This is a genomic window from Halanaerobaculum tunisiense (assembly GCF_054657635.1).
The window spans coordinates 22,930-45,041 of sequence record NZ_BAAHYI010000014.1; the positions used below are offsets into that span (position 1 = coordinate 22,930).

Here is a 22,112-nt window from a genome sequence, read left to right on the forward strand (position 1 = left end):
TTAGAGTTAAATAATTTTGTTAAGGAGGTTAACCTGATGAAAGCAACAGGTATTGTCAGAAGAATAGATGATTTAGGTAGAGTAGTAATTCCTAAAGAAATCAGACGAACAATGAGAATTAGAGAAGGTGAACCATTAGAGATTTTTGTTGACCGTGATGGAGAGGTTATCTTAAAGAAGTATTCTCCAATTGGTGAATTAGGAGAATTTGCTCAAGAATATGTGGATTCACTTGCTGAAGTAACTGGTCATATTGCTTGTGTTTTGGATAGAGATGCTGTTGTGGCAGTAGCAGGTACTACAAAAAATAAGTATATTGATAAGCCAGCTAGTGATTTAGCAATTGAGACTATGGACCAACAAGAGATTAAAGTGATTAATGAAGAGACTGATGAAATCTTTTGTGGTGGGATTTATGATGAAGATGCTAGTTTTACTGCGCAAATATTAGTCCCAATTATTTCCCAAGAGGAATCAATTGGAATAGTTGCTTTGGCCTCACAAGAAAGTGGAACTACTATGGGGGATTTAGAAATCAAATTAGCTGATACTGCTGCTGGCTTTTTAGCTAAGCAGATGCAAAATTAAGATACAGGTGGGCTGTGTAGCTCACCTTTTGTTTTTTTAGTAGATGAATATACTAGTTAATCTAAAAAACTAGCTAGTAAAATGCTTTAATTTTTGATATATTAATAAGGAGAGTTGGTGTGTTTAAAGGAGGCAGATTCTGATTGGAAGAAGAAAAGAATTCATTACTACAGGGTACAGTAATTTTAGCAGCTGCTGCTTTTATTAGTAAATTCCTAGGGTTTATTTATAAAGCTTTCTTGGCTCGGATGATTGGGGGAGTAGGTTTAGGAATTTACGAAAAAGCTTATCCAGTGTATACTTTAATTTTAACTGTTTCTATTGTAGGCCTTCCAGTGGCAATCTCGAAGTTAGTTTCGGAGAAGAAAGCAGAAGGAGAAGACTACATAGCTAATTATATATTTAAAACAGCTCTTAAGATTAGTTTTTTATTTGGATTAGTAGCATCTTGTGTAGTAGCACTATTGGCTAAGCCTATTGCGCGTTATTTATTAGATGATATTAAAGTTTATTATTCAATTTTAGCGATTGCTCCGGCTATTTTTGTTGTTTCTATTATGGCTACTTATCGTGGTTATTTTCAAGGTTTAAGGCGGATGAAACCTACTGGTATTTCGCAGGTGGGCGAACAATTAGTCAGGATGACTACAATGATTTTATTGGCTTATTTACTAGCTCCTTATGGATTAGAATTTGGAGCAGCTGGTGCTGCTTCTGGAGCTTTTTTTGGGGCACTTGCTGGTTTGGTAGTTGTGTTGATTATTTATTACCGTTATAGGCAAAAAAATAATGTAGACGATTTAGACAAGCCTGCTAAGTTGCCTAAATTTAGAGATGTCTTACAGCGGATTTCCTCCTTAGCTATTCCAGTAACTATTGGAGGTTTAATTCTTCCTCTGATGAGGTTGGTAGATGCTTCAATGATTACTAGACGGTTAGAAGTAGCTGGTTTTAATTTAGAACAAGCCACAAGATTATATGGTCAATTTAATGGCATGGCAATGACTTTAGTTAGATTTCCTACAGTAGTTGCCACTTCATTGGCAGTTAATCTAGTGCCAGCTATTTCTGAAGCTGCTACCTTAGAGCAGGACAAGTTAGTAGAGAGTAGAATTAATAAAGCCTTTAAATTAACCTTATATTTGTCAATTCCTGCTTCTTTAGGGTTGTTTATTTTAGCTAGACCACTTTGTAGTTTAGTTTTTGCTACCCCTGATGCTGCAGTTGCTCTACGGTATGTAGCTTTAGGAGTAGTAGCTGTTAGTCTACAACAGATGACTTCTAGTATTTTACAAGGCTTTAATAGACCTAAATTACCAGCCCGAAATCTTTTTTTAGGGGTAGTAGTTAATGCAGCTTTGAATTACTTTTTAACTTCTCAACCAGAATTAGGAATCAGAGGGGCGGCTTTGGGAACGGTAACTGGTTTTACAGTAGCTGCTACTTTAAATATTATAGCTGTTTTTAGAATTGCAGCTCCTGATTTTGATTATCATAGTTTGCTTGTTCAGCCTTTATCTGGAGGAGCTATTATGTCCGTGATTGTGTATACTACTTATAATTACTTAGGACAGGTAGTTAATATTCAAGCAGTTGTTACCTTAACTGCTGTAGTAGCTGGAATCATTAGTTATGGATTAGTATTGCTATTAATTGGTGCTCTTACCAAAGAAGATTTAGAATTAATACCTAAAATAGGTAGTAAATTAGCCATGATACTGGATAAATTAGGTATAGTGAGGGGATAAAATGTTACAGATAGTTGGTTTAGGACCAGGAGAACTAAAATTATTGACTTTAGAGGTCTATCGTACTTTACGACAGGCTGATAAATTGTATTTTAGAACCGAGTTTCATCCGGCAGTAGAAGAATTAAAGACAGAAGGGATTTCTATTGTCTCTTTTGATGACCTGTATGAAGAAGCAGAGGAGTTTGCAGAGGTTTATCAGGGAATTGCTGAGCAGATAACTTCTTTGGTTCAAGCTGGAGAAGATGTTGTTTATGCTGTACCTGGACATCCTTTAGTGGCAGAGAGTTCTGTGCAACAGATTATCAGTCAGTTAGAAGAATCACAGTACGAGATTTTAGCCGGGCCAAGTTTTGTGGATGCTATTTTTACTAGTTTAAATTTAGATCCTATTACAGGAGTTAAAGTAATTGATGCGTTAGAATTTACTAGTCGTGATTTAGATCCGGCTACTAATACTATTATTAGTCAAGTTTATAATCGATTTATTGCTTCAGATGTTAAATTAAAACTAATGGAAGTTTATTCTGACCAATTTCCTATTAAAGTATTACATAAAGTAGGTTTAAAAGAGGAACGTATAGTAGAAGTACCTCTTTATAGATTGGATCATTTAGATTGGATTGATCATTTAACTTTTATTTATATACCTATTGATGATAACAATTGTACTCAGCTCAACAAATTGGTAGAAACTATGGAAATTCTAAGAAGTGATCAAGGATGTCCGTGGGATCAGAAGCAAGATTATCAGACTCTTAAAAAGTACTTAATAGAGGAAACTTATGAAGTTATTGAACGAATTGAGGAAGAAGATTATTTTGGTTTAGCTGAAGAATTAGGTGATTTATTATTACAAGTTGTTTTTCAATCTCAAATTGCTAAAGAAGAAGGTAAATTTACTATAAGGGATGTAATTGCTGAAATTGTAGAAAAGCTAATTAGACGTCATCCTCATGTCTTTGGAGAAGTAGAAGTAACTGATGAACAGGAAGTAATGGAAAATTGGCGGCAGATCAAACAAGAAAATAAAGCCACAGAAGATCATTTGTTAGAAGAGGTGCCTAACCAATTCCCGGCCTTATTACAAGCTCAACAGCTACAGGATAAGGCTAGTGAAGTAGGATTTGACTGGCCAAGCATCAGTGGAGCTTTAGAGAAAGTAACTGAGGAATTAGAGGAATTTAAAGAGGCTAGAGATAATGATGATAGGGCCAATATGAAAGAAGAGTTAGGAGATTTATTATTTGCTGTAGTCAATGTAGCTAGATTTTTAGAGATTGATGCAGAAACTAGTTTGCGAGATACAATCCAGAAGTTTAAAGATCGCTTTGCTTATCTAGAAGACCAAGTGGATCCAACAGACTATCAACTAAAAGATCTTTCTCTGTCAGAATTAGATAGTCTCTGGCAAGAGGCCAAGCAAAAACTACAGGAGGGAAAGCAATGGAGAAATTAAAAAGAGGAGTTAGTTTATGTTTGATTTTTGTTTTCTTATTACTGCCTACAACTATTCAAGCTAAGGATTTTGATGTTAAAGCCAAATCCGCTGTACTAATGGATGTAGAAACTGGTCAAGTGCTATTTAATAAACAACCTAATTTAGAATTACCACCGGCTAGTATTACTAAATTAATGACTATTTTGTTGACTATGGAGGCAATTGATAAGGGAGAAGTTAGCTTAAATGATCAGGTAGAGGTAAGTGCTTTAGCGGAATCAATGGGGGGGTCACAGATTTGGTTAAAGAAAGGAGAAACAGTTCAATTAAAGGATTTGCTCAAGGCAATAGTTATTCCTTCAGCTAATGATGCTTGTGTGGCTTTAGCTGAACATGTTGGAGGCACAGAAAGTAATTTTATTAAGATGATAAATAATAGGGCAACAGAATTAGGATTAGAACATACACATTTTGTTAATACCACAGGACTTCCTACCCCAGAAGGTGAGCATTATTCTAGTGCTCATGATATTGCAGTTATGGCCCGCGAAATAATTACTAAGCACTCTAAAATACTTGAGTGGTCTAGTAAACGAGTTGATTACATTAAAGATGGTGAACAGCCATTATATACTACTAATCAGTTAATTGATAATTATGCTAATGCAGATGGATTAAAGACAGGTTGGACAGAAGAAGCAGATTATTGTTTAGTAGGTACAGCTAAAAGAGGAGATAGAAGATTGATTGGAGTAGTAATGGGGACTGAAAGTGAAGAAGCTAGAGTGGAGGAGACTTCTAGTTTATTGAATTATGGATTTAGAGCATTCCAGCAAGAAACTTTAGTAAATGCTGGTATAGAAACTGAATCAGCGCCTGTTCACCAAGGTGTTGAGTTAGAAGTCCCTTTAGAGACAGCTACTAGCTTTGAGCCAGTGATCCAAAAAGGTACTAAAGAAGAAATCAAGCAAGAAGTTAACTTAACTAAGGAATTACAAGCACCAGTTGAGCAAGGGCAAGTAGCGGGTGAATTAGTCTTTACCTATCAGGAAGAAAAAGTGGGAGAAGTAGACTTAGTAACAACTCAAGAAGTAGAAAAGGCAGGAATCTTCACCTTGTTATTTAGGTGGTTAAAGAACTTTGTATTTGGCTTTTTTGAATAGTAAAAATAGTTAAGATTAAGTAGGCACCTATAGGTGCCTACTTTTGTTATGGAGCTGGATTATTTAGAAGGCTGTTTAAGTAACCGAGGTGCAGAATATTCTATTCCAACAGCTCCTAGAGGAGCTGTTAAGATAATAGACATTACAGCTAAGGCTAAAATCAAATCTCCGCCAGGTACCCCATTAGTTAATGGTACAGCTCCAATAGCTGCCTGGACTGTAGCCTTAGGTAGATAGGCTATTCCACAGAAAATTATTTCCTGGAGATTAAGATAACTATTAGTTGTAGCAATTAGAACGCCAATACTTCTAGCAAGCAAACCAACAATAATAAGTATTACCCCAGGTAATCCTGCTTGGTAGGCTATCCCAATTTTAACGGCTGCTCCAATTAAAACAAAGAGGAACACTTTAGCCGGGACCCATAATTTATTGAGGGTAGTGGCTAACTCAGTAGCTAGACTTTCATTCTTTTCTAATAATATGTAACCAATAGTCATTATACTTAACAGACTGGCCAGGTTAAGATAGTCTCCCAGGACTGAAGTGAAGATAGTAATAGTAAGTAAGATAATCGTCTGGTAAGTTGAATCCAATTTAGAATAATTAATAAATAGTTTATGAGTGAGATAACCTATAATTAATCCTAAAATGATCCCACCACTAATTTTAATAGGAATATAAGTTAGTGTCTTAATAATAGATAGATTGTTATTATTAAAAGCTCCTAGAAAGATACTAAAAATAGTAATAGCTAATACATCATCAATAGAAGCACTAGCTAAAATAAGAGTTGGTACTTCTTTTTGTTCTCCTAATCTTTTTTCTTTGAGGCGTAACATAGAAGGAACTATCACTGCGGGAGAGACAGCAGCAATGATAAAAGCTAACATACCTGCTGCTGGCCAGGATAAATTAAAGAAGTAATCAGCTAAGAAAAAGATAGTTCCTCCTTCTAATAGCCCAGGGATAAAACTTAATTTAAAAGCCGTCTTACCTATTTTTTGTAGAGTATCTTTACTAATACCCAGACCAGATCTAAGTAAAATAATAATTAAAGCTAATTGACGAATTGCAGGAGAAATGCTTAAGAATTTATCATCTAGTAGAGAAAGACCAGAAGGTCCTAGGATGATACCTGCAATTAACATTCCTAATAGACTAGGTAGGTTGAGTTTATTAAAGATAAATCCTAAAAGTAATCCTGTAGCTAGAACTAAAGCAATACTTAATAACATAATAGCCTCCTTTTTGTGAGTTTAAGTTTAAGCTTGAGCTAACCTTGGCCTCGATCTTGATCCTTAAAAATAAAAGACTCCTACCCTTTAGGAGTAGAAGCCATTAGTCGTTAAGACGGTTTTGGTAGCTAGTATCTACCATGGTGAGCTTCATCACCAAAATATTTAATTACGAAATAAATTATATCTAGTACTAATTATAATGTCAAGTCTAGTAGTTAATAATAGTTTTTAATAGCAGATAAATAGGTTGGAGGGGCAGTTATGTTTAAACCTAATCTCTGTATTACTTTATTAGTAGCTATTTTAACTATATTAGGTGGATGTACTCAGCAACAAAAGCAAGGTAGGATGGAAGAACCAGTTATTAAAGTGAAACTAGCAACTGGAAATACTAAAGAAATGCCACTTGAAGAGTATGTAGCAGGTGTTGTGGCTGGGGAAATGAAAAGGAACTGGCCTAAGAATGCTTATGCTGCTCAAGCTATTGGGGCTAGAACTTTTGCTATGAGCAGGTTAGAAGAAAAGAAAACTAATGTCATTAGTGCTCAACATCAAGAAGCTCAGGCTTATAGACCAGAAAACATTACTCTAGCAATTAGACAAGCAGTGAGAATGACTAGAGGACAGGTAGTAACTTATCAAGGTCGATATATTAAAGCTTGGTTTCATTCTAGTGCAGGAGGAGAGACTACTACAGCTCAAGCAGGATTAAATTATAAAGATAAGGAGCCTCCCTATATTAAGAGTGTAAAGTCACCTGATGAATCGGCTCCAGCTAATATTAGAAATTGGGAAGTAACCTTACAGCAAGAAGAATTACTTACTGCTTTAGAGAAGACAGGAGAGAAAGCTAATAAGATAATTGATATTAAATTACTTGTTAAAGATAAAACAGGCAGAGTTGTAAGGTTGAAGATTATACATGATCAAGGAAGTAAAAAATTACATGGGGCAGAGTTTAGAATGGCAATTGGGCCTGATAAATTAAAGTCAACTCTAATAGAGTCAGTTAAAAAGCAAAGAGCTGATTTTATTTTTAGTGGCCGAGGTTATGGTCATGGGGTAGGTATGAGTCAATGGGGAGCTTTTCAGTTAGCTAAACAGGGGGCGACTCCAGAAGAAATTATAAACTATTATTTTGAAGGGATTAAAATAATAAAGAGGTGGGACTGATGATTCTAAAATAAATTTGGGTTAGTGGTTTCATAATAGTAAATTATATAGTAATATAATACTAACAGGTTAAATTTTGAAGAGTAGTAGAGTAGAGAGAAGGGAGGGGAAGCAGTATGACTTTATCAGCAATTATGATGTTGGTTTTTGGGTCTACTGTTTTGTATGGTGGATTAGGATATTGTTTTTATAAAGCCCTAAACTCTAAAAATGTTGAATAAGAAAAGGGGTTATTTTAGCAGCCGTGAAGGCTGCTTTTTTATTTATTTAATTACCAGGAATCAGAAGATAAAGGATAGAAAATAAATACAACTAATTAATATAGGAGGAATATGAGGTTAAGATTAATTCCTTATGAATTATTTGTGGTCTTAACAATGGTTATTATATCAACGATTATGTTTTAGGTTAAAATAAAAAATTATATGTAATGTTAATTTTGAAATAATTGCTTTTAGATATAAAGGTTATATTTAGTAATTGTATTTGATATAATATAATTATGATAGATATAGGGTGATAAAATAAATTTAAAATATTTAGTTAATTAACTAGGAATTATTTAATCTGTCTTGAATAACAATAAATGGAATTTATAATAGGAGGGGAAATTAGTATGGGTTATATGGAAAAATATCAAAATTGGTTAGATAGTAATTATTTTGATAAAGAGACTAAAGAAGAATTAAAGTCTATTAAAGGCCAAGAGAAAGAGATAGAAGAGAGATTTTATACTGATTTAGATTTTGGAACAGGTGGTATGAGAGGTGTTATTGGATCGGGAACTAATCGAGTTAATAAGTACACAATTAGAAAGGCTACCCAAGGGTTAGCTAACTACATAGAGCAAGAAGGGGATCCAGCTAAAGGAGTAGTAATTGCTCATGATAATCGACGGAAATCTCGGGAGTTTGCTATTGAGACTGCTTTGGTATTAGCTGGTAATGGAATCAAAGCTTATTTATTTGCTGATTTACGTCCGACTCCTGAATTATCTTTTGCTGTGCGAGAACTAGATACTACAGCTGGAGTGATGATTACTGCTAGCCATAATCCACCTGAGTACAATGGTTATAAAGTTTACTGGGAGGATGGAGCTCAGGTTGTAGCACCTCATGATGAAGGGATTATCTCAGAAGTAAATGCCATTGATAGTTTTGCCGAAGTAGAAACGATTGCGCGAAGTAAAGCTGAGGAGCAAGGACTATTTGAGATTATTCCTCCTGAATTAGATGATAAATATATTAAGACCTTGAAGGACTTAGCGGTTAATCCAGAAATTATTAAAGAAGCAGCAGCTGATTTTGATATTGTCTATACGCCTTTACACGGGACAGGTAATGTTTCTGTCCAACGGATATTAGAAGAATTAGGATTTAATAATCTACATGTAGTTCCGGAGCAAGAAGAGCCAGATTCAGAGTTTTCTACTGTGGAGTATCCTAATCCTGAGGAACCAGCTGTTTTTGAGTTGGCCCAAGACTTAGCTGAAGAAAAAGATGCTGATTTAATCATGGCTAATGACCCTGATGCAGATAGAGTGGGAATTGCAGTTAAAGATCCTAATGATGAATGGGCCTTTTTAAATGGTAATCAGGTAGGAGTTTTATTAGCTGACTATATTCTTGCGTCTTTAGATCAAATTCCAGATAATGGGGCAATTATTAAAACAATAGTTACTACTGAGATGATTAATCCAATTGTTGATAAATATGATATAGATGTGTTAAATACTTTAACTGGGTTTAAGTATATTGGAGAGAAAATTAAAGAATTTAAAGCTGGTAAGTATAACCAAGAATATATCTTTGGTTTTGAAGAGAGTTATGGTTACTTATATGGTACTCATGCTCGGGATAAAGATGCAGTAGTAGCAACTATGTTGATTGCAGAGATGGCAGCTTATTATGAAACGCAAGGGAGCTCCTTGTACGAAGAGTTAAGGAGAATGTATGAGGAATATGGCTACTATAAAGCTGATTTAGAGGCAATTAGAATGCCTGGTAAAGAAGGCCAAGAAAAGATTAATGCTATGTTAGCTGATTTAAGAGAAAATAGTCCGACTGAAATTAACGGACAACAGGTAGTTGTTAAGAAGGATTATTTAGTAGGTAAGAATTATAACTTAGAAACTGGAGCAGAAAATGGACTTGATCTTCCCGAGTCTAATGTATTACAGTTTGCTTTAGAAGATGATACTTTAGTTACAGTCCGACCATCAGGAACTGAGCCTAAGATCAAGTTTTATTTTTCAGTAACAGCTGATAATGAGCAGGCTACTGAAGAGAAGTTAACAGCAGTTAAAGAAGCAGTTATGAATTTAGTGGAGTAAGTATAAAAGCTAGCTCTTTTTAGAGCTAGCTTTTATTTTTATGAAATTTATTTTTGAATTTCATTTGGAAGCGCTTCTAGCAAAGTAAAATAGGAGGCTGAATTATGGAAGAGAAATGGTGGAAAGAGGCAGTAGTCTATCAAGTTTATCCGAGAAGTTTTAATGATTCAAATGGAGATGGGATTGGAGACTTAAAAGGAGTTCTAGAGAAGGTAGATTACCTAGATAAGTTAGGAATAGATGTTATCTGGTTAAATCCAGTCTATAAGTCTCCTAATGATGATAATGGTTATGATATCAGTGATTACCAAACAATTATGGATGAGTTTGGAACTATGCAGGATTGGGAAGACTTGTTGGCAGCCTTGCATCAGCGCGATATGAAACTAATTATGGATTTAGTAGTTAATCATACATCTGATGAACATAAGTGGTTTGTTGAGTCTCGGAAAGCACAGGATAATCCTTATCGTGATTATTATATCTGGCGACCTGGCCAAGATGGTAAACCACCTAACAACTGGAGGTCTCACTTTAGTGGTTCTGCTTGGAAATATGATCAACAAACTGATGAATATTACTTACATCTATTTAGTGAAAAGCAGCCTGATCTGAACTGGAAGAATCCCCAAGTTAGAGAAGAAGTCTACGAGATGATGACTTGGTGGTTAGAGAAAGGAATTGATGGTTTTCGGATGGATGTAATTAATATGATCTCTAAAGTGGAAGGGTTGCCTGATGGTGAACCTGAAGGGGCAGATGGCTATGCTTCTGGAGCACCTTATTTTCTCAATGGGCCAAGGGTCCATGAGTATTTACAAGAGATGAACCAAGAAGTCTTATCGAATTATGATATTATGACAGTAGGTGAGACTCCTGGGGTGGATCCGCAAGAAGCTTTAGATTATGTAGGTCAGGATCGTGATGAACTTGATATGTTTTTTCAGTTTGAGTTGATGGATATAGATTCCGGCCCAGGTGGCAAATGGGATGTTGTAGACTGGAACTTAACTGAATTTAAAGAGATTATGAGTAAATGGCAGACTGAATTACAAGGTCAAGGATGGAATAGTCTCTATTTAAATAATCATGATCAACCTAGACCAGTATCTCGGTTTGGTGATGATCAAAAGTATAGAGTTGAGTCAGCTAAAATGTTAGCTACTATGAATCATACTCTCCAAGGAACTCCTTATATTTATCAGGGCGAAGAAATTGGCATGACTAATGTAGCTTTTGATTCAATTGCTGATTATGAGGATATAGAAACTTTGAATATGTATCAAGAGAAAGTAGTAGAAGGAGATCAAGATCATAAGCAAGTAATGAAAGCAATTCATGCTAAAAGTAGAGATAATGCTCGAACACCAATGCAGTGGGATGATACTGAACACGCTGGATTTACTACTGGAGAGCCGTGGCTTAAGGTTAATCCTAACTATGAAGAGATTAATGTCCAGAACGCTTTAGCCGACCAAGATTCTATCTTTTATTATTACCAGCAACTGATAGAGTTAAGAGCAGAATATCCTGTCTTTGTGTATGGAAATTATAGTCTGCTGTTAGCAGATGATGAAGAAATTTATGCCTACCTAAGAGAATTAGATGATACAAAACTATTAATAATTTTAAATTTTTCTGCTCAACAGTCAGAGTTTAAGTTGCCTGAGGAGATAGAGTTTACTACGCAAGAGTTACTCATTAGTAATTATGAGGTAACTAAAGGTTCTATTGAGGAGATTAAACTTAATCCTTATGAAGCTAGGGTTTATAAAATAAAGGTGTTGTCCAGTAGATTGATGATCTAATTACTCTCTATAATGAACCAGTTAATATGTTTGTAGCTGGCTTTATTGATAGTCCGACAATGAACTTCTTAAATGCTACAATTGAAGAACAAGGTGATGGAGCTGGTTTTGATTTAGTAATTCCTGAGGACATGTCCCAAGCTATGAAGACGCTACAAACTTACAAAGATAAAGAAATTGTATTTGGAATCCGACCGGAAGATATTATGGATGCTGAGTTATATTGATAGAATGTGCCAATGGCACATTCTATCAATAGTCGTGAGCTATGAGTTATGAGTCATGAGCCAATTCAAAATTATAAATCTACCCCCCCTAAAATCTAGGAATTATATTGGTTTTGATTTTGAGTTTGAAGATTTTGATTTAGCCCACAGCTCACGACACATGACTCACGACTGTGTCACCGCAGGTGACACAATATATCAATAATACTTTACTTGATGAATAGATATTACTAATCTCACATAGGAATTAATAACTTAATTGATTAAGAGGAGGTTCTATCATGGCTACAGAGCAAGAACAAGAGTTATACTTATCTAATAGAGAAGAATTAGAGTTTACTGGGGTAACTGATGTTATTGATTATAATGAACAGGAGATAAATCTAGAAACTAATTTAGGTAGTTTAGTCATTACTGGAGAAGGACTACACATCAAACATTTGGATTTAGAGGAGTTTAAATTGGTGGTCACTGGTAAGATCAATGAATTAAAATACGACCAAGAGTCTAAGACTCATAGCTTTTTCCAGCGGTTATTTAAATGATTAGGAATTAGCAGAAAGCTACTAGGAGGAATCCCATGGTTTCTGTATGGTTGCAATTTGTTACTTTTTTAAATATGATAATAGTAGGTCTATTAATTGGGATTAGTTTTGATTTTTATCGGGTTATGCGCTATAAATGTAGACTACAGAGGATTGGAACAGATATCTTTGATATTATATTTTCTATTTTAGCTACTTTATTGATTAGTTTAGTTTTATTTTATAGTAACAGGGGCCAATTTAGAGTTTATATTTTTTTAGGAGTAGGTAGTGGGTTACTAATTTATTATCGCTTATTAAGTGAGATTGTTACTACAATTATTATTAAGTTGTTAAACCTATTAGGGAGGATTGCTGGTAAGTTACAGAAAATAGTCAGTAATTTATATAGTAAGATCACATCAGTTATTTCTCGACTAAGAAACTGGATTAGGAGTTGGTAGTTTATGCAGACTCAGCAAGAGGAAGTATCTAGAAGCAAAAAAATAGTTATTATTTTAGTTATGTGTCTGTTATTAGTGGTGCCGATTTTGATAATAGTTAATTTTTATCAAGGACATCGTGAATTAGAGCAGATGGATCAAGAAATAGCTACAGTAAAGCAGGAAATTAAACAATTAAAAGAGGATAAGAAAGAATTAAAGGCAGAGATCAAACGGGTTAATTCCGAAGATTTTATAGAGGATATTGCTCGTGAGAAGTTGGGTTTAGTTAAAGAAGGAGAAATGGTTTATATTACAGTAGAAGAAGATAGGAGGCAATAGGTTGAGTTTAAATATAGCCCAGCAGTTAGCTGCTAGATTTGATATAGAGATTGGACAAGTTAAAGCAACTATTAAATTACTGGATGCAGGTAATACCATCCCTTTTATAGCGCGGTATAGAAAAGAAGCAACTGGTCAGTTAGCAGAAGATACACTGCGTAAATTAGCTAAACGTCTTGCTTATTTAAGAAAGTTAGAAGATAAAAAAGAGCAAGTAATTGCTACTATTAAAGAACAAGGACAATTGACAGCTGATTTAAAAGAAGAAATTATTGCTGCTACTAGTTTACAGCAAGTAAAAGACTTATATCGCCCCTTTAAGCCGAAAAGAAAGACCAGGGCCAACAAAGCTAAGGAACAGGGGTTAGCACCTGTAGCTGATTTATTTTTAGCTCAAGAGTTAGAGCAGGGTTCAGTGGCTGATATTTGTGCTGATTATCTTGCTCCCGACCAGGGTTTAGCTAAGTTAGAGGATGTCTTACAAGGGGTTAGGGATATTATTGCCCATAGAATAGCTGATCAACCAGCAAGTAGAAGGTTAGCTAGAGAGGTTGCTTGGCAGCATGGTCAGTTAGTAGTAACTAATAAAGTAGACCAGGTAACTGATTACCAGACTTATTATGATTTTCAGGAGTCAGTTAGTGACTTAGCCCCCTACCAAGTATTAGCTATTAACCGCGGGGCTAAGGAGGATATCCTTCAGGTTAAGGTAGTTACTTTAGATCAGCGAATTATTGCTGGACTAAAGGATAGGTTTATTACTAATGCTGATTCTATCTTTAAGTCGCAACTAGAACTGGCTATTAAAGAAGGCTATAAACGATTATTAGCTCCAGCTATTGCTAGAGAGATCAGAAGTGATCTAACAGCTCAGGCTGAAGAACATGCTATTAATGTCTTTGCTAGAAATGTCAAGAATTTATTATTACAGCCGCCTTTAGAATCCAGGCGAGTGGTGGCTATTGATCCGGCCCTCAGAACTGGTTGTAAGGTTGCTGTGGTAGATGAAACAGGTAAGTTGTTAACAACAGATGTTATTTATCCTCATGCTCCCCAGAAGAAGTGGCAGGCAGCTAAAAATAGTCTAGAGCAGTTAATTAATAAATACCAGAGTGAAGTCATAGCTATTGGTAATGGGACAGCTAGTCGAGCTACAGAAGAATTAGTTTCGGAGTTGATTAGTGAATTAGATTCTCAAGTAGAATATATTATAGTTAATGAAGCAGGAGCTTCTGTCTATTCTGCTTCTCCTTTAGCTAAAGATGAATTCCCTGAGTTAGATGTTTCTTTGCGGGGGGCTGTTTCTATTGGCCGGCGTTTGCAGGATCCGCTAGCAGAGTTAGTTAAGATTGCACCTAAGCATCTAGGAGTCGGTTTATATCAACATGATTTACCACAAGGGAAGTTAGAAGAAGCTTTAGAAGAGACAGTGGAGTCAGTTGTTAATTATGTAGGAGTTAATTTAAATACAGCTTCTAGTGCTCTGCTAGAGTATGTAGCAGGAATAACTTCTTCTGTAGCAGATAAGATTGTAGAGTATAGAGCTAAGCAGGGCCAATTTAGCTCTAGAGAAGAACTTAAAGAAGTTTATGGGATTGGCCCGCAACGATTTAAGCAAGCAGCAGGGTTTTTGCGGATTAAAGGAGGGACTAATCCTTTAGACCAGACTCCTATTCACCCCGAGTCCTATCAAATAGCTAACAAGTTATTAGCCCAAATAGATTGCCAGGTAACTGATTTAAAGGATTTAGATTTAAATAGTCTTGCTGATCAACTGGAGGTAGGGCAGCCTACTTTAGTTGATATTCAACAAGCTTTACTAGCTCCTGATAGAGACCCTAGAGATGAACTACCTCCTCCTATTTTTAAAGAACAAATACTCAAGTTAGCTGATTTAGAACCAGGAATGATTCTGCAAGGTAAGATTAGGAATGTAGTTGATTTTGGAGCCTTTGTTGATATTGGAGTTAAAGAAGATGGCTTAATTCATATTTCAGAGTTGAGTTCTGATTATGTGACTGATCCTTTAGAAGTAGTGGCAGTAGGGGAAATTGTACAGGTTAAAGTATTAGATCTTGATCTAGAACATAACAGAATATCACTCACAATGGTCTATTAAGTTTGACACCCTCAAAAAGATATAGTATAATATAATAAATTACTGTTAATTTAAAAATATAAGGAGGAATTTTTTTAGTATGTCAATCGAGGTCGGAAGTGTTATTACAGGAAAGGTAACTGGAATTACTGATTTTGGAGCGTTTGTTGATTTAGGTGGTGGAGATACTGGATTGGTGCATATTTCTGAAGTTGCTGATACTTATGTAAAGGATATTAATAACTTCTTAGACAGAGGAGAAGAGATCCAGGTTAAAGTAATCTCTATTGATGATGAAGGCAAAATTGGGCTGTCTATTAGGCAGTTAAATGAGGACCAGAAAAAGGAAAAGTTTAAGGAAACTGCTCCTAAGAAGTCTCTTGATGATATGATCAGTGATTTTATGCAAGAAAGTAGCCAACGTCAACAGGATCTAAAGGATAATTTAGAAGATAAAGGTAGCCTTTAGGATATAAAAACTTTTAGGTAGCAAGCACCTGTAATAGGGTGCTTGTTTATATTATGTTAGTTATTTAGGAAGGTGAGATAGTGAATTGTACAGATAATGATTTACAGACAATAGCCAAACAATTAGGGCGTGAACCTAGAAATGTAGTAGAGGTTTCTCAGAGCTGTTCTAGAGACTATCCGCAGGTTATAGTTACAGCGCCTATTTTGGCCCAAGAGGATAAGTTAGGGATCTTTCCTACTACCTTCTGGTTAACTTGTCCCGAATTAAACTATAGAATTGATAAGTTAGAAGCTAAAGGTTGGATTCAGAAGATCCAAGATCGACTCCAGACCGAAGAAGAATTAGCTGCTAAATTGGATCAAGCCCATCAGAGTTATGCTCAGTATAGAATGGATTTATTATCTCCAGCTCGAAAAGAGCGGCTAGCTAAAGATTATCCAGAGCGTTATCGAGTCTTAGAGGAGTCAGGTGTAGGTGGTATTTTAGAGTTTGGTGGGATTAAATGTCTGCATACACATTATGCTCATTATTTAGCAATAGGAGAGAATCCAGTAGGAAAATTAGTAGATCAATTATTAACTGCTGAATTTACTTCTTTATCAGCCACCGAGTGTGTTAATAACTGTCAAGTGGAGGGTTCAAATTGCGATTCGGAGCAATTGACTTAGGAACTAATTCTGTTAGGTTATTAGTAGCTGAAGCAGGAGAAAATGGTTTAGATAGATTAGTTGAGGAGTTAAGAGTACCTAGATTAGGTGCTAAGTTAGATCAGACTGGAATTTTACAACAAGAGGCAATAGAGCGGACTATTGCTGTTTTGGTAGATTATAAAAAAATAATTGCTGACTATAATGCGCAACCGATTATAGTGGCTACTAGTGCAGTACGAGAGGCAGCTAATAGACAGGAATTTCTAAGGGCAGTGCAAGACCAAGTTGGAGAGCAGATCAAGGTAGTATCTGGAACTCAAGAGGCAAGATTAACTTATTTAGGGATTACTGCTGAAGCAGATGATTTAGCTTCTGATGTATTGGCTTTAGATATTGGTGGTGGGAGCACTGAATTTATGTTAGGAGCTAAAGACCAGTTACAGGATTACCAGAGTACTGATTTAGGAGCAGTTAGATTAACTGAAGCTTACGACAATAATTTAAAACAAATCCGCCATCAAGTCCAGACTAAGCTACAAGCAGTTCCTGACTTAGCTTCCTATTCTCAGCTGGTAGGTGTAGGAGGAACAATTACTACTTTAGCTGCTATTAACCATAGTTTGGAGTCCTACGATAGAGATATAATTCAAGGTACTAGATTATCTCAGTCAAATATTAAAGAAATATTAACTAAGTTAAAGAATTTATCACTAGAGGGTAGAAAAGAAGTTAGGGGATTAACTGCTGACCGAGCGGATATTATTTTAGCTGGGATTGTTATTTTATTAGCAGTACTAGATGAAACATCTAGCTTACAAGTTATGGTCAGTGATGCAGGAATTTTAGAAGGAATTATTTATGATAAAATTTCAATTTAGGCTTGACTATTCTAGTTAAATATAATATAATACTAAATGTCGCTTGAGAAGAGAGACTAAAAATTTAATGCCGGGGTGGCGGAATTGGCAGACGCATCGGACTTAAAATCCGGTGGGCCTTAGTGCCCGTGTGGGTTCGAGTCCCACCCCCGGCACCATTTATTCTAAACTAATCTTGACAAACCAAGTTAGATCAGTTATAATATTGATTGGCTAAGGTAGAAATACAATAACGCGGGGTAGAGCAGTTGGTAGCTCGTCGGGCTCATAACCCGGAGGCCACTGGTTCGAATCCAGTCCCCGCAACCATATAAAATAATTAAGAATGTACAATTTTCAATTAACCATGAGGCGGCGTAGCTCAGCTGGCTAGAGCATGCGGTTCATACCCGCAGAGTCGGGGGTTCGATCCCCTCCGCCGCTACCATACATATTAGAAAAGGAGCACTCCTTACAGGGGGGGCTCCTTTTTGTTTTTTGTAGTTTTTGTTTTGCTGTCGAAAAATTAGGAAGGAGAATTGTTCTTTTCCGACAAAATATCTCCCTCATGAAATGTATAATATAGTTATAATTAACATAAAATGTAATTTAGTGATTTAATTTCAAGGGGGGGATAGTAGTGAGAAGTATTGATTTTCCAATTTACCAACGACAGGAAGATTTAGCAGAGCAAGAAGAAGGAACTATGGACAAGCTAAAACAAGAATTATCTTTAGTAAGTTTGAGTTTATTACTAGTTGGATTTGCTTTAGGCAAAGTAACTATTTTAAATGGTCTAATGCCGTTTGGACTTAGTTATTTTGCTATTTTTCTCTACCATAAAGATAAAACCTTTGTTAATTCCTGGAGGTTGTTCTTTATTTTATTAGGAGTGGCTGGGGGGTATGTTATTAAACTGGATTGGTGGGCCTTGAAGTATGTTATTAGTCTTGGATTAATCTTTAGCCTCCAGAAATATCTACTCCGGTTTAAGATAGTAGTTTATTCCTTATTAGCTAGTAGTATTTTTTTAGTTTGCCAGTTGCCTTATTTTTATCTTGAGGCTGGATTAGCTAATTATATTTCTCTAGGAGCTGAGGTTGGAACAATCTTATTGACTATTTTATTAGTACTGAAGATATTGCCTGAGTCGCTAATCTTTCTAGATAATAAAAGTAAGACAGTTAAGCTCTCTATCTCAGTGGGACTAGTATTATTTTTAACTATTATTTCTTTAGTTGGAGAAGAGATAGCTAGGATTAACTTAGTGAGATTAGCTATAGCTTATTTAACAGTTATAACTGCTTTGGCTACTAAACCTACTATAGCTGCAGCAGTTGGAGTTGTAGCTGGATTTATGTATAATATTACTCATTTAAATGCTCTTTCTGTAGCTGGAAATTATGCTTTAGCGGGTTTGATAGCAGGTAACTTTGCTGAACAAAATAAATTAGGAGTTACTTTTGGGTTTATTGTTAGTAACTTATTGTATATTACTTTTATTAGTATTCCTGGCCAGGTAGTGTCTTTATTACAAGAGGCAGTAATTGCTAGTCTAATCTTATTTATAACTCCTCAACAAGTTATTACTGCAGTAAATAGATTATGTACAGGACAAGACCGGGGAGAGAAATTAGAGGATAAAAGGTTACAATCTTTTGTTACTGAGCGGGTAGAACAGTTTTCAGAGATCTTTAATGAATTATCAACTGCTTTTTCAGAGGTTTTACCAGAGGATAGTAATGAGGTAAATGATGTAGGCATTTTTTTAGATTTAATTACTGATAAAGTATGTGTTAAATGTGAACTATGTTCTTCTTGTTGGGAACAGTCGTTTTATACTACTTATCAGTCTTTATTTAAGTTATTAGCTATTGCAGAAAATAAAGGAGAAGTACTGACTAAAGATGTAGAACGGGTCTTGTCTATTAATTGTTCTCATTCAGTTAAGTTGGCTACAGCAATTAATCAGTTTATTAAAATGTATGAATTAAATAATTACTGGGAGAATAAATTATACGAGAATGAAAGAATGTTATTAAATCAGTTGTCAGGTATGTCCCAAGTGGTAGATGATTTAACTGAAGAGTTAACAATTAGTATTCAAGCAGAGGATGAACTGGAAACTGAAGTTCATTCTATATTAACTAATAAAGGATTTGATATTCAACAAATACTGGCTACTAATTATAATAATGAACAACTGGAGTTGACCATTAGAAAGAAGAGCTGTAGTGGTAGTCATAAGTGTGAAAAAAATATAGTGCCGTTATTGAATAGTAAGTTAGATCGTAATTTTGATTTAGTTTGGAGCGAATGTGGGGCTCAACTAAATAAGTCCACTTGCCTGTGTCGTTTGGCTCCAGCTGTAAAATATAAATTACAGACTGGAGTAGCTACAGCTAGTAAAGTTGATAGTATTTCTGGTGATAATTTTACCTTTTTCAAACAAAGAAAAGGCCAATTTGTATCTATTTTAAGTGATGGGATGGGAGTGGGTTCAGAGGCATTCCAGGAGAGTAAAAGTGCAGTTTGTTTATTAGAGAAGATGTTACAAGCTGGTCTAAATTATAAGTTAGCTTTAGAAACTATTAATTCTATTTTAGGTCTTAGGTCTCAGGAGGATAGTTTTGCCACTATTGATCTACTCCAGGTTAATCAGTTAACAGGAGAGGCTGAATTTATTAAAGTAGGGTCAGTTTCTAGTTTTATTAAACGAGGTACGGAAATAAGCATGGTGAAATCTACTACTTTACCAGTAGGTATTTTAAATGAGATTGAGTTAGAATCTAATTCTTTACAGCTAGAGGATAAAGATTTAATTATTATGATGAGTGATGGTGTTTTAGATAGTGAGCAGGAATTAACTATTAAGGAAGAATGGGTTAGACAATTGCTGAAGAATAATCTGATTGATGACCCCCAATCTTTAGCCCAGTATATTTTAGATAAAGCACAAAACAATAAAGATATAGAGGATGATATGACAGTGCTTGTAATTAGGGTAGATAAATGTTAAGATGTAATAAATTAGAGAGTGGTTGATAGATATGTCTTTATTAGATCAAGTAACAACTACAATTGATAACTATGGAATGTTAAATAGTGGCGATCGCTTAGTAGTAGCAGTCTCTGGTGGTCCGGATTCCTTAGCTTTGTTGCATTTATTAACTAGACTACAAGAGGATTATCAATTGAAGTTACATATAGCTCATTTAAATCACCAGTTAAGAGGAGAGGTAGCTGCTCAAGAGGCTCAATTTGTAAAGAAGATAGCTACTAGCTGGCAACTGCCAGTTACAGTGGAAAGTCGTGATGTGCAATCCTTTCAGCAAGAAGCTGGACTTTCTTTAGAGGATGCTGCTCGGAAAGTAAGATATGATTTTCTGTGGGAATTACTTGCAGAACTTAAGTTTGATAAACTAGTTGTAGGTCATCACGCTGATGATCAAGCAGAGACAGTTCTGTTAAAATTCTTGCGAGGAGCTGGTTTACAAGGTTTAGGTGGTATAGTACCTAATAGAAATAAATTAATTAGACCTTTAATAGAGGTTTCTAAACAGGAATTAAAGGATTATTGTGCTCAGTATAACCTTAATCCTTGTAGTGATGAAACTAATCTAGAACCTATTTATCAACGCAATAAAATTAGATTAGAATTATTACCTTTGTTGAAGCAGGATTATAATGCTAATTTAGTGAATACTTTAAATCGGATGGCGCGTATTTTGCGAGCTGAAGAGGATTATTTATCCGACCATGCAACTGATATATTACAGGAGATAACTATTCGGGAAAGCAAAACAGAGTTGATTATCAATCGGAGATCTTTTTTGGAACTACATATTGCGCTCCAACGGCGGATAATTAGAGAAGCTATTCGATATTTACAAGGTGATTGTCAAGATATCTATTATCAACATATCCAGGATATTATAGACTTGACTTCTAACTCAGATACAGGAAAAAAACTAGAGTTGCCAGATGAGTTACTTGTCCGGCTTAATTATAATCAATTAATCTTAGCTACTAAAGAATTAGTAGCTACTAAAGAGGACTTTAACTACCAGCTAACAAGAGGCAAAGTTAAAGTTCCTGAGCTGGATCTAGTTATCTCTAGTAAGGTAGTAGCTAGTGATTATCCCTGGCAAGAGGAATTAGCTGATCCGCAAGTGGGTTGTTTTGATTATGATAGTGTTGGCCCGCAATTTTATGTTAGAACTCGTAAGCCTGGAGATCGGTTTTATCCTTTAGGGATGGAAGGCAGTAAAAAAGTAAAAGACTTTTTTATTGATGAGAAGATACCAGTCTGGCAGAGAGAGCAAATCCCAATTTTAACTACTAAGCAGGGAACTGTCTTTTGGGTAGGAGGATTAAGAGTTGATGATAGATTTAAAATAACCAAGGATACACAACAAATACTTATAATTAAGATAAAGGAGGGGTTATAGTGTTAGAAGATATTGTTGATGAGGTGTTAATAGCAGAAGAAGAATTACAGGACCGGATTAAAGAATTAGGGGCCCAAATAACTGAATATTATGATCAAGATGATGATATAATAATGGTTTGTATTCTCCGGGGTGGCTTTTTATTTATGGCTGATTTAGCTAGAGAGGTTAAGCTACCAGTAGTGCTTGATTTTATGGATGTTACAAGTTATGAAGGAGGCACTACCTCAACAGGAGATGTGCGAATTATTAAGGACTTAGAGGAAAGTATTGAGGGCAAGCATATTTTAATTGCGGAAGATATTATTGATACTGGTTTAACTCTAAAACACGTGATTGAAATGTTAGAAACTAGAAAACCTGCCAGTGTTAATATCTGTACTTTGCTTGATAAGCCTGCTCGACGAACTGAAAAAGAAGTTAAGGTGGATTGGAATGGTTTTGAGATTCCAGATAGATTTGTAGTAGGTTATGGTCTGGATTATCAGGAACAGTATCGGAATATCCCATATATTTTTGTACCGCAGCCGAGTTTATACCAAGAAGAATAATTA

20 protein-coding genes, 3 tRNA genes and 1 riboswitch are annotated in these 22,112 nt (G+C 35.4%); of the genes, 22 read left to right on the plus strand and 1 reads right to left on the minus strand.

Annotated features, from left to right (window positions below; translation table 11 throughout):
* Positions 1 to 36 precede the first annotated feature (36 nt).
* From spoVT to ACYQ3D_RS11120, 4 genes are all read left to right on the plus strand, one after another.
* Positions 37 to 588, plus strand: a complete 552-nt coding sequence (gene spoVT / locus ACYQ3D_RS11105; RefSeq protein ID WP_459838438.1) for a stage V sporulation protein T — start codon at positions 37 to 39, stop codon at positions 586 to 588.
* Positions 589 to 731: 143 nt separating this feature from the next.
* Positions 732 to 2,336, plus strand: a complete 1,605-nt coding sequence (locus ACYQ3D_RS11110; RefSeq protein ID WP_459838439.1) for a putative polysaccharide biosynthesis protein — start codon at positions 732 to 734, stop codon at positions 2,334 to 2,336.
* 1 nt (position 2,337) lies between these two features.
* Positions 2,338 to 3,795, plus strand: coding sequence for a bifunctional methyltransferase/pyrophosphohydrolase YabN (gene yabN / locus ACYQ3D_RS11115; protein WP_459838440.1), 1,458 nt, complete (start codon positions 2,338 to 2,340; stop codon positions 3,793 to 3,795).
* Positions 3,783 to 4,940, plus strand: a complete 1,158-nt coding sequence (locus ACYQ3D_RS11120) for a D-alanyl-D-alanine carboxypeptidase family protein (RefSeq protein ID WP_459838441.1) — start codon at positions 3,783 to 3,785, stop codon at positions 4,938 to 4,940. The genes yabN and ACYQ3D_RS11120 overlap by 13 nt, the downstream gene beginning before the upstream one ends.
* A gap of 59 nt (positions 4,941 to 4,999) precedes the next feature.
* On the opposite strand, the gene ACYQ3D_RS11125 is transcribed toward ACYQ3D_RS11120, so the two are convergent.
* Entirely contained in the window at positions 5,000 to 6,178 is a 1,179-nt protein-coding gene (locus ACYQ3D_RS11125) for a cation:proton antiporter (protein ID WP_459838442.1), read from the minus strand.
* A gap of 87 nt (positions 6,179 to 6,265) precedes the next feature.
* Positions 6,266 to 6,345, minus strand: a riboswitch (Fluoride riboswitch).
* Positions 6,346 to 6,442: 97 nt separating this feature from the next.
* Here ACYQ3D_RS11125 and ACYQ3D_RS11130 point away from each other — a divergent pair.
* The 18 genes from ACYQ3D_RS11130 (at position 6,443) to hpt (ending at position 22,109) form a co-directional block, all read left to right on the plus strand.
* Complete coding sequence (locus tag ACYQ3D_RS11130) at positions 6,443 to 7,354, plus strand: SpoIID/LytB domain-containing protein (RefSeq protein WP_459838443.1); 912 nt, start codon at positions 6,443 to 6,445, stop codon at positions 7,352 to 7,354.
* Positions 7,355 to 7,470: 116 nt separating this feature from the next.
* On the plus strand, positions 7,471 to 7,575 hold the full coding sequence (locus tag ACYQ3D_RS11135; protein ID WP_459838444.1) for a MetS family NSS transporter small subunit: 105 nt from the start codon (positions 7,471 to 7,473) through the stop codon (positions 7,573 to 7,575).
* Positions 7,576 to 7,970: 395 nt separating this feature from the next.
* Positions 7,971 to 9,686 (plus strand): phospho-sugar mutase, encoded by a 1,716-nt coding sequence (locus ACYQ3D_RS11140; protein WP_459838445.1) that lies wholly within the window; start codon positions 7,971 to 7,973, stop codon positions 9,684 to 9,686.
* Between the two features lie 104 nt (positions 9,687 to 9,790).
* A complete protein-coding gene (locus ACYQ3D_RS11145; protein ID WP_459838446.1) occupies positions 9,791 to 11,494 on the plus strand; it encodes a glycoside hydrolase family 13 protein in 1,704 nt (567 codons plus the stop codon).
* A 26-nt stretch (positions 11,495 to 11,520) separates the two neighbouring features.
* On the plus strand, positions 11,521 to 11,721 hold the full coding sequence (locus tag ACYQ3D_RS11150) for a hypothetical protein (RefSeq protein ID WP_459838447.1): 201 nt from the start codon (positions 11,521 to 11,523) through the stop codon (positions 11,719 to 11,721).
* Between the two features lie 281 nt (positions 11,722 to 12,002).
* Entirely contained in the window at positions 12,003 to 12,266 is a 264-nt protein-coding gene (yabP, locus tag ACYQ3D_RS11155) for a sporulation protein YabP (protein ID WP_459838448.1), read from the plus strand.
* 35 nt (positions 12,267 to 12,301) lie between these two features.
* Entirely contained in the window at positions 12,302 to 12,709 is a 408-nt protein-coding gene (gene yabQ / locus ACYQ3D_RS11160) for a spore cortex biosynthesis protein YabQ (RefSeq protein WP_459838449.1), read from the plus strand.
* A 3-nt stretch (positions 12,710 to 12,712) separates the two neighbouring features.
* Complete coding sequence (locus ACYQ3D_RS11165) at positions 12,713 to 13,030, plus strand: FtsB family cell division protein (protein WP_459838450.1); 318 nt, start codon at positions 12,713 to 12,715, stop codon at positions 13,028 to 13,030.
* Between the two features lies 1 nt (position 13,031).
* Positions 13,032 to 15,149: a Tex family protein gene (locus tag ACYQ3D_RS11170; protein WP_459838451.1), complete on the plus strand. Its 2,118-nt coding sequence runs from the start codon at positions 13,032 to 13,034 to the stop codon at positions 15,147 to 15,149.
* A 79-nt stretch (positions 15,150 to 15,228) separates the two neighbouring features.
* Positions 15,229 to 15,597: a S1 RNA-binding domain-containing protein gene (locus tag ACYQ3D_RS11175; protein WP_459838452.1), complete on the plus strand. Its 369-nt coding sequence runs from the start codon at positions 15,229 to 15,231 to the stop codon at positions 15,595 to 15,597.
* An 80-nt stretch (positions 15,598 to 15,677) separates the two neighbouring features.
* Positions 15,678 to 16,268, plus strand: coding sequence for a DUF501 domain-containing protein (locus ACYQ3D_RS11180; protein ID WP_459838453.1), 591 nt, complete (start codon positions 15,678 to 15,680; stop codon positions 16,266 to 16,268).
* Positions 16,244 to 17,128 carry a Ppx/GppA phosphatase family protein gene (locus ACYQ3D_RS11185; protein ID WP_459838454.1) on the plus strand — a complete coding sequence of 295 codons (885 nt, stop codon included), beginning with the start codon at positions 16,244 to 16,246 and terminating at the stop codon, positions 17,126 to 17,128. The genes ACYQ3D_RS11180 and ACYQ3D_RS11185 overlap by 25 nt, the downstream gene beginning before the upstream one ends.
* Positions 17,129 to 17,197: 69 nt before the next feature.
* Positions 17,198 to 17,286, plus strand: a tRNA-Leu gene (locus tag ACYQ3D_RS11190).
* 75 nt (positions 17,287 to 17,361) lie between these two features.
* A tRNA-Met gene (locus tag ACYQ3D_RS11195) sits at positions 17,362 to 17,437 on the plus strand.
* 41 nt (positions 17,438 to 17,478) lie between these two features.
* Positions 17,479 to 17,555, plus strand: a tRNA-Met gene (locus tag ACYQ3D_RS11200).
* 192 nt (positions 17,556 to 17,747) lie between these two features.
* Complete coding sequence (gene spoIIE / locus ACYQ3D_RS11205) at positions 17,748 to 20,126, plus strand: stage II sporulation protein E (protein WP_459838455.1); 2,379 nt, start codon at positions 17,748 to 17,750, stop codon at positions 20,124 to 20,126.
* A gap of 31 nt (positions 20,127 to 20,157) precedes the next feature.
* Complete coding sequence (gene tilS / locus ACYQ3D_RS11210) at positions 20,158 to 21,558, plus strand: tRNA lysidine(34) synthetase TilS (protein ID WP_459838456.1); 1,401 nt, start codon at positions 20,158 to 20,160, stop codon at positions 21,556 to 21,558.
* Positions 21,558 to 22,109, plus strand: coding sequence for a hypoxanthine phosphoribosyltransferase (gene hpt, locus ACYQ3D_RS11215; RefSeq protein WP_459838457.1), 552 nt, complete (start codon positions 21,558 to 21,560; stop codon positions 22,107 to 22,109). Before tilS ends, hpt begins: the two co-directional genes overlap by 1 nt.
* Positions 22,110 to 22,112: the final 3 nt, after the last annotated feature.

Excerpts from the sequence above, each read along its gene's own strand:
- spoVT (WP_459838438.1), top strand. The coding sequence starts at position 37 with ATGAAAGCAACAGGTATTGTCAGAAGAATAGATGATTTAGGTAGAGTA.
- yabN (WP_459838440.1), top strand. The coding sequence starts at position 2,338 with ATGTTACAGATAGTTGGTTTAGGACCAGGAGAACTAAAATTATTGACT.
- ACYQ3D_RS11120 (WP_459838441.1), top strand. The coding sequence starts at position 3,783 with ATGGAGAAATTAAAAAGAGGAGTTAGTTTATGTTTGATTTTTGTTTTC.
- ACYQ3D_RS11125 (WP_459838442.1), bottom strand. The coding sequence starts at position 6,178 with ATGTTATTAAGTATTGCTTTAGTTCTAGCTACAGGATTACTTTTAGGA.
- ACYQ3D_RS11130 (WP_459838443.1), top strand. The coding sequence starts at position 6,443 with ATGTTTAAACCTAATCTCTGTATTACTTTATTAGTAGCTATTTTAACT.
- ACYQ3D_RS11135 (WP_459838444.1), top strand. The coding sequence starts at position 7,471 with ATGACTTTATCAGCAATTATGATGTTGGTTTTTGGGTCTACTGTTTTG.
- ACYQ3D_RS11140 (WP_459838445.1), top strand. The coding sequence starts at position 7,971 with ATGGGTTATATGGAAAAATATCAAAATTGGTTAGATAGTAATTATTTT.
- ACYQ3D_RS11145 (WP_459838446.1), top strand. The coding sequence starts at position 9,791 with ATGGAAGAGAAATGGTGGAAAGAGGCAGTAGTCTATCAAGTTTATCCG.
- ACYQ3D_RS11150 (WP_459838447.1), top strand. The coding sequence starts at position 11,521 with ATGTTTGTAGCTGGCTTTATTGATAGTCCGACAATGAACTTCTTAAAT.
- yabP (WP_459838448.1), top strand. The coding sequence starts at position 12,003 with ATGGCTACAGAGCAAGAACAAGAGTTATACTTATCTAATAGAGAAGAA.
- yabQ (WP_459838449.1), top strand. The coding sequence starts at position 12,302 with ATGGTTTCTGTATGGTTGCAATTTGTTACTTTTTTAAATATGATAATA.
- ACYQ3D_RS11165 (WP_459838450.1), top strand. The coding sequence starts at position 12,713 with ATGCAGACTCAGCAAGAGGAAGTATCTAGAAGCAAAAAAATAGTTATT.
- ACYQ3D_RS11175 (WP_459838452.1), top strand. The coding sequence starts at position 15,229 with ATGTCAATCGAGGTCGGAAGTGTTATTACAGGAAAGGTAACTGGAATT.
- tilS (WP_459838456.1), top strand. The coding sequence starts at position 20,158 with ATGTCTTTATTAGATCAAGTAACAACTACAATTGATAACTATGGAATG.